Below are 7,739 nucleotides of genomic sequence, written 5' to 3'. Positions count from 1 at the left end.
TTCGACGTGACCGTCGACGCATCCATCGCCTCCGAGAACGACCCCGTCGCATTCGCCGTCACCGCCACACCAGTCGCACCAGCAACCGGAGATGTACCCGTCACCACCGGAGCCGTCGTATCACTGGGCGGGGTGGTATCCGACTCCCGTGATCCGCTGTCTGTCTGCATCCCGCCATGGACAGGGCGGAACTCCCACGTGTAGGAGCCATCAGCTTTGAGGCTCACCCTCAGATGGCCCCACGTGTCGCTGAATTTCTTCTGCACATAGGCAGGGTCGCTGAGGAAGGACCGCAAACCGATACCGCCGGTGGACACTTGGAACTGCTGCATCCCGTCCGTGACGCACTGGTCCGCGTTGTTCACCGGGCAGGTCCGCTCATAGTTGTGCTGTGAACCTGACAGGAGTATCTTGACCCGGTTCGCCCAGAACATGTCGATCCACGGCTTGCCCTCAGAGAAGCGGGTATGGGCCGATGTGTCCGATGTGAAGTACGGGTCGTGGTAGACAACGGCCAGATGCTTCGCCGCCGCTTTCGCCGCCTTCATATCAGCGTCCATCTCCGCGGTCATGGCCTGTGCCCTTGTGGCGTTGTACCGCCACGTAGCCGTAGGAGCTACCACAATGTGCCAGTTGCCCTTGTCAAACGAGTACCATTCAAGGGCGTCCTGGAACCGGCCAAGAGTGGTGTTCGTTGCGCTTTTGGTCGTGGACACACATTCACCATTCATGAACCTGTCCACGTCATCATTCACACCGGGTTCCACGTCATGGTTCGGCCCGGCCGTCCAGAACGTCTTGGCTTTCACTCCACCCCATAGGGTGTTCCACGCCCCGAGGGCCGAACAGGTGCCCTTGTTGTATTGGAAGTCACCGATACCGATGAAGCTGTCCAGTGACCCGTCGTTCAGGCTGGCGGTGATGCTGGCAGCGTTCTTGCCCGATGCGGACGAGGTGGACGTGTTCCCTTCCGGGTTCATGTCACCTACAGCAGCGAACTCGAACGAGTCATCTGTGGGCAGTACCGTGGTCGGGGTGGCTGCGTTGAGCGTGAGCGTGGCGAGTGCGGCAACCGCCCTAGGGTCACCGCTGACCCCTGCGCCGAACAAAACAAAGGCGCCAACCGTTACCGCCGCGAGAAGTGACGCCACAAAGGTTCGGGATTCAGTGATCATCGGGCACTCCCTGAGCGGGTCCCTGACGGATGGCAGGAACCCGCTGCGGGTAGAAGTATTAGATGCCGCGGCGGCCTCGGGCCGGAACCGCACGGGGCTGGGGGCAATCATTGCGGGAGGGCGAGCTGAGCTGCAGCCGTCCGGGCAAGGATGCGAAACATCGGTAAAATCTAGGCGAGGCACATCTGGGGGTGCGGCCCTCTTCGGATTATCTGCCGGGGAATAATCACAGTCAAGACTTCGCTGAAACTCACCCGGAACACTCCGAATCTCGGTCCTAACCTGGCGATGGAACAAGAAGACTCACGTGGGGTGTCTGCCGAGGTTCTCACCGCCCAGGGGAGCAGCACGAGGTAGACCATCATGTATTTGGGACGTCCCTTTGGAACAAAATTTGTCACACATTGATTACGCGGGAGGATGCGCACGAGAGTTCCGGGGGATTGGCTTGCCTGGGCTTTCCCAGTTCCAAGGAAGTGGGACGCACATTTTATGCAAGGGCTGGTAGATAGCTGGACAGCGTACTCTCTCATCCATAAGAGGCGGTGAAAGGACAATTGATGAAAAAATGGCAGATGCCTATCATCACGCTTATTGTCGTGGCTGTATTTGTGATTCTCTATTTCAACGGGCTTTTAGGAAATGGTTGGGTCCCCATATAGAAGTCCAGTGTTTGTGTGAGTTTCGTGTCCGAGAATGGACGCAGGAGGAAATTCACGAATCATGGCACGCAGACACACCCCCGAGCAGGTCATCGCCAAGGTCCGGCAGGGCCAGAAGATGCTCAACGACGGACGTCCGATGGTCGAGGTCATCAAGGAACTGCAGATCACCGAGGCGACCTGGTATCGGTGGCTGAACCAGTACGGGTCCGAGAAGAACGCCGAGGCGTCCAAGCGGACCAAGGAGCTGGAGAGGGAGAACGCCCGGCTCAAGCGTCTGCTCGCTGAGAAGGAGCTGGCCATCGACATCCTGAGCGAGGTGGCGAAGGGAAAATTCTGAGCCCTGAACCCCGCCGCCGTGCCGTGGGGCATGGCGGCGGAGAAGTTCGGGGCGTCCGAACGCTTCGCTTGTGCGCTTCTTGGCCAGAACCGTTCTGCGTTCCGCAAGAAGAAGCCGGACATGGGTTTCGAGGAAGCGCGGCTGCGGATGGAGCTGCTGGCCGTGGCCGGGAAGCATCCCGCCTGGGGATGGCGGAAGGTGCGCTGGCATCTGCTGGCCCAGCCTGCATGGGATGGCGTGGGGCTGAACCGGAAGCGGGTGCGCCGGCTCTGGCGCGAGGAGGGTCTGGTCTGCAAGCCCAGGGCGCGGAAGAAGCGAAGGACCGGGCCCGGCGCCGGGGAACAGCAACGGCTGACGGCCCAGTATCCGATGCATGTGGTCAGCTTCGACTTCCAGTCCGACGTGACCTCCTGCGGGCGGCACATCCGGTTCTTCAACGTCATCGATGAGTACACCCGCACGGCGCTGGCGATCATTCCGCGCCGGTCGTTCAAGGCCTCCGATGTCGTTGCGGTGCTGGAGGACATCATCGCCGAAACCGGCACCGCCCCGACCTACGTCCGCTGCGACAACGGGCCGGAATTCACCGCCGCCGCCCTCATCCAGTGGTGCAACACCGCCGGCGTCGACACGGCATTTATCGACCCCGGATCGCCGTGGCAGAACGGCTTTATCGAATCGTTCAATGCCCAGTTCAGAAGGGAGCAACTCGCCGGAGAAGTCATGGACACCATGGCCGAAGCGAAGTATTTGGCCGAGGAATGGAAGGCTATCTACAATCATGAACGGCCCCACGGATCCCTGGACGGTATGACGCCGAAACGCTACTGGGAAACCTGGACGCAAGAAAACCAATTAGCTATCGCATAAGCGCTGGACTGCTAACGGGGGCCCAATCAGCCCCACGGATCCCTGGACGGTATGACGCCGAAACGCTACTGGGAAACCTGGACGCAAGAAAACCAATTAGCTATCGCATAAGCGCTGGACTGCTAACGGGGGCCCAATCACCCCGACTCAGCGCAGCCACAGGATTTCCGCAGGATTGCCCCAAGTTGCTATTGCTTGCGGCTGAGGCAGCGTACTTTCATTGCGGGGATGATCGACGGTCGATGAGCTTGTGGTAGGTGCAGATACCCCTGCAGATCGAGTTGACGGAGTTATCAGGAGAATTATGAGATACCGCAGCACCGCTGCTTTTGCTGAGCGTCCTGTCGGATAACCGGATAGCGCTGGCAGCAGTTCGATAAGGTCTGACCCAAATTCAGGGGCGGCAGAGTCGGCTCGCGGCCCTATTACAGCACCACCTAACTGCATCCCGAAGTCGGACTTGGACATATGAGTCTGGGTTTGGGAGGGGCGGTAAAAGCGCTCCATGGAAAGCATGAAGTCTGGCCGTACCCCTCCACCGAACTGAGTCATTGCTCAGTTCGCGGGTTTCCGCGAACTACTTACCGAAGGAAGTGCTCCCGTGGCTGATTATCGTTACTGGTGTCTCATGGATTGGCGACATGTTTAAGGACGCCAGGGCTCTGTGGCTCAATATCGTCGAGGACGTCCGATGGTACCCCTCGCCCCATAACTCCCAGCCAATCAAGCTCCGGCCCATCAGCGAGACAGCGGCACTGGTTTACTATGACCTTGACCTCGGGCTGCCTGCCGAATCGTTCGGTATCCCTTTCGGTCACGTTTGCGCTGGAGTCTTCCTGGAGTCGTTGTCTGTGGTTGCCGCAGCCCGCGGCTACCGCACCATCGAATCGCTTGACCACTCCGAAATGGATTTCGATGCCGTAGACCGTCTGCATCTTATTGGCACAGTTCGATTGGAACCCACCGACGCGGACGCCGAAACCCGGTCCGCGGCTCAACGACGGCTCGCTGCGTTCCGGTCCAGACAGACTTCCCGCCGGCCCTATGACAGCAGGATCGTGGGTGAGGAGATACTCGCAGCAGCTTCTTCAGTCGCCGCCGAGCAAGGATTCGAATTCCGCTCGACGGTCGATAACCGCATTGTCTCTTCGCTCGTGAGGATCAATCAGAAGACGCTTTTTTCTGATTTGCGCAATGACGCGGTCTACGCCGAGATTATGCAGTGGTTGAGGTTCTCAAAGGATGAAGCGGCCGCAAAGGCGGACGGGCTGAGTGCAGAAACCATGGTCATCCCGGGTCGGGTGCTTCGCTTCACGATGCGGCACCGCAGTCTTTGGTCCTTCCCGGTAATCGGCGGCCTCATTAGAACTTTGTATCTGCGCACGATGCGCGGCGTGCGACAGCTCGGCTGGCTGGAAGGCCCGTTCGCCGAGCCTGCCCACTTTCTCGAAGCCGGACGTACCTTCATGCGGGTATGGCTCTTCTTTTCTGAGAGAGGCGTGTACCTTCATCCCTTCGGCACAGTGATCACCAACCCGGCCTCCCACGCCGAATTCATTCGGGAGGCCGGAATCCACGAATTCGCGGACAGAATGGCGTGGATGCTCTTTAGATTCGGCTACAGCTCCACCCCTCCAACTGCACACCGACGCCCCGCCACCTCGACGCTGCTCAGTCCTTTGCCCGAGGGACACGTCCCCACAGGAGCCACTCCTTGAAAACATTCATTTTCGCATTCGTCTTTCTGATGGACAGGTTTGTCGGGCTGTTCACCCCAAGGGTCTCCACCCATCGCATACTATTGATGCCCGGCATTGAACCTTTCCGGTGGGCCGCCGGACGCTGGAGGGCCTGGCGAACCTTTGAGATGGCAGCTAAACGCGTACCGGCCTATCGCGACTTCCTTCTCGAACATGGAGTATCGGGAAAGCTTTCCCTCAGGGGCAAAACACTTGCGGAGGCCTTCGCCGCACTGCCAGAGATGGACAAAGACAGCTATATCAAACGCTGGACCATTCCCGCCCGCAGCGTCGACGGCGTTCTTCCCCGCCACGGTGTCGTAGTCGATGAATCGTCGGGAAGTTCAGGTGTTCCCACCAGCTGGGTGCGTGGCCTGGACGAACGCCTCGCCACCCGACAGCTGCTCCAGGTTGGCTTCTCGCGCACGGCGGAGACCCTCACGAAGCAGCCGTTCGTGCTCAACTGCTTCTCACTCGGAGCATGGGCGACAGGGATGAACGTCACTACTTCCCTAACGGACGTCACCATGATCAAATCCATTGGCCCGGACCGTAACAAGGTAATCGCCACGATGCTCGAGTTCGGGACGGATTACACATACATCATCCTCAGTTACCCGCCCTTCCTGAAAGCACTGTTCGAAGATGACCGAATCAATTGGGAAGCCTACGACATCGTGGCGGCATTCGGCGGCGAGGGCATCAGCGAGAACATGCGCGCGCACATCACAAAGTACGCCCACAGCGCTTTCGGCTCCTACGGGGCCTCCGACCTTGAGATCAACCTGGCTATCGAGACGGACTACACAGTGCAGCTCCGTCAGGCCATCGCAGCCAACCTTGCACTGTCGGCCCGGCTCACCAAGCAGGCAGAGTACAGTGTGCTGCCGATGATCTTCCAGTTCAACCCCTACGACTACCTCATAGAAACAAACGACGACGGAGAGCTGATCGTCACGATCGTGCGGAAAGAGAACGTCAATCCGCGGATCCGATACAACATTCATGACCGCGGGCACGTGCTGCGCGTGCGCGACCTCAATGCCGTGCTCAGGGAATTCGGGCTCGAAGACATCATTCGTCAGCAGTTCCTCGATCTCCCCCTGCTCTTCCACTACGGCAGGAGCGACTTGTCGGTCGACTTCAACGGAGCCGTCGTCGCACCCGATGCACTGCGTGACGTCCTCAGCGGCGACCGGACCCTCCTTGCAGCGGTAGAGAACCACCGCCTCGTCAGTTTCGAAGACGAGCAGGGAAACCGACAACTTCACATCGCGCTGCAGCTCACCGCGAAAGCTACTCACGAGCGCACCTTGGACGAGATTGCCTACAGGAAATACATCCTTGAGCAACTCAGAGGTATGAACGGCGATTTCAACAACGCAATCCTTACATCACCTGACACAAGCCTGCCCACGATTGCGTTCTATCCGCTACACACAGGCCCGTTCAGGTGTGACGGAGCGAAGCTCAAGAACGAGTACGTTTGGCAGCTCGGTCCCTCAGCTCCCCAAGACTGGAGCCTGGACCTCACTTTCCAGGCACCGAAGAATCCGGCAGCCGCTGACTGACTCCAGTGATGGTCACGCAATGGCAATTTCTCACGGAGAAGTCCCCGGCGCCCGCATAGCAACGGCGGCTTCAAGGGTTCACTGAGATGCCCGGCGCGAATGATCCCCAGGCCGAGAGCAATCGCTGATCCGAGCATGAACCTCTACTCGATCCCAAACTGACGCTAAGGGGAAATGGACGGTTCAGGTCAAATGGTCGAAGTCTCCTCGCGCCCAAGCAGCGTGCCGTTGGGCGAAATCGTGCAGAATGGCCGTGGCTCCGGACGCGATTACATTGTTGAAGTTGCCGTAGATCCGGTCGAACTCGAGCTCTCCCAGCTGCGCGGCGATTCGCAACGCCACCGCGCCGGATAGCGGCAAATGATTCGGGTAGCTGCGCATGAAGGAGATGGAGCGACGATCTGGATTCGGAAACACGCTGTCACCGCTCAACAGAACTCCTCTACCGCTCGCTCCTGCAGCCCAGTACACCACCGCGCTGCCCGGGAAGTGGCCCCCGGTCTGGTGCAGTGTCAAGCCTTCGGCGATGGTTTGGGTGCCGGACCAGTATTCGATGATCGGATCGTTGCGCCCCAGCCATCGCCGGTCTGCGTCGGCCACAAGTACAGTGACGCCACCGAGCCGATGCGACCACTCGACCTGCACACCAAACATGTGTGGATGGCTAGCGGCGATCGCTAGGACCGGGCCTCGCTCCAGCACCGCCTTCACAGCGCTGTCATCGACATATCCGACCGGATCCCACAGCAGCGAACCCTCGTGTGTCACGACAAGCTGAGCGGTCTGGCCGATCCCGACTTTTGGCTCCGTCCTGATCCCGATAAGTCCCGGCTCGTTCTCCTTCAACAATGTCTGCTGGCCCTTCTGCGCCAGCCCGTCCAGTGTGAGCCACTTTTGTCCGTCCTCGGGCACATACTGCCGCTCATCGGCGCAGATCGGGCAGACCCCCGGGGTAGGTTCGTCGCGTTCGACGGCGCAGGTTGCGCAGATCAGCATGGTCGGTCCCTTCTAAGCGTCTTGTGTCCTGCTTCCCGCCTTCTTCACCTTCGGCCACGGACTGGCGCCCAGACTATGGCACGCGAAAGTGTCCTAGGAAGAGATCCTTCGGATTCTACGGAAGCCCGGGTCGGGCCGCACACAGAGGCACCTGTGCGAGACGCGTGGCCGGATTCCTGGTTTGCCGCAACTAGGATGAGACAGCACGCTGCTCCACCCCTCAATGACTTAGCCTTGATCCACCGATGCTGATCGGGGCGCCGACGGCGGGTTAAACCGAGAATGCCCGTCTTTTCAAGGAAAATGGAGTTTGTCTAGAACCCATTGACAACCGAAAAGAGAGGCATCTCGTAGGTGCAAGTTTCGCATAAGCGGTCCGCTGTGTC

Annotated in this window: 4 protein-coding genes and 1 pseudogene; 3 read left to right on the top strand and 2 right to left on the bottom strand. The window is 59.4% G+C overall.

Translation table 11 applies throughout. The annotated features are described in order from the left end of the window. Positions 1–1,175, bottom strand: a 1,175-nt coding sequence (locus J7E82_RS19330) for an Ig-like domain-containing protein (protein ID WP_251042154.1), incomplete at its 3' end; no start/stop codon positions are given. A 723-nt stretch (positions 1,176–1,898) separates the two neighbouring features. Between J7E82_RS19330 and J7E82_RS19325 the strand changes: the two are divergent. From J7E82_RS19325 to J7E82_RS19315, 3 genes and pseudogenes are all read left to right on the top strand, one after another. After that, positions 1,899–3,047 (top strand): annotated as a pseudogene (locus J7E82_RS19325) (IS3 family transposase). 641 nt (positions 3,048–3,688) lie between these two features. Then, a complete protein-coding gene (locus J7E82_RS19320) occupies positions 3,689–4,765 on the top strand; it encodes a hypothetical protein (protein WP_214865621.1) in 1,077 nt (358 codons plus the stop codon). 86 nt (positions 4,766–4,851) lie between these two features. Continuing rightward, the gene (locus J7E82_RS19315) at positions 4,852–6,357 is read left to right on the top strand and encodes a phenylacetate--CoA ligase family protein (RefSeq protein WP_251042153.1); all 1,506 of its coding nucleotides are present in this window, start codon (positions 4,852–4,854) and stop codon (positions 6,355–6,357) included. Positions 6,358–6,540: 183 nt separating this feature from the next. On the opposite strand, the gene J7E82_RS19310 is transcribed toward J7E82_RS19315, so the two are convergent. Beyond that, the gene (locus J7E82_RS19310) at positions 6,541–7,353 is read right to left on the bottom strand and encodes a hydrolase (protein ID WP_214865619.1); all 813 of its coding nucleotides are present in this window, start codon (positions 7,351–7,353) and stop codon (positions 6,541–6,543) included. Positions 7,354–7,739 lie beyond the last annotated feature (386 nt).

Source organism: Arthrobacter sp. ISL-30, from assembly GCF_018613855.1.
Taxonomy (GTDB): Bacteria; Actinomycetota; Actinomycetes; order Actinomycetales; family Micrococcaceae; genus Arthrobacter.
Note: the sequence above shows the minus strand (reverse complement) of the source record. Positions and strands in the feature narration are given on the sequence as shown.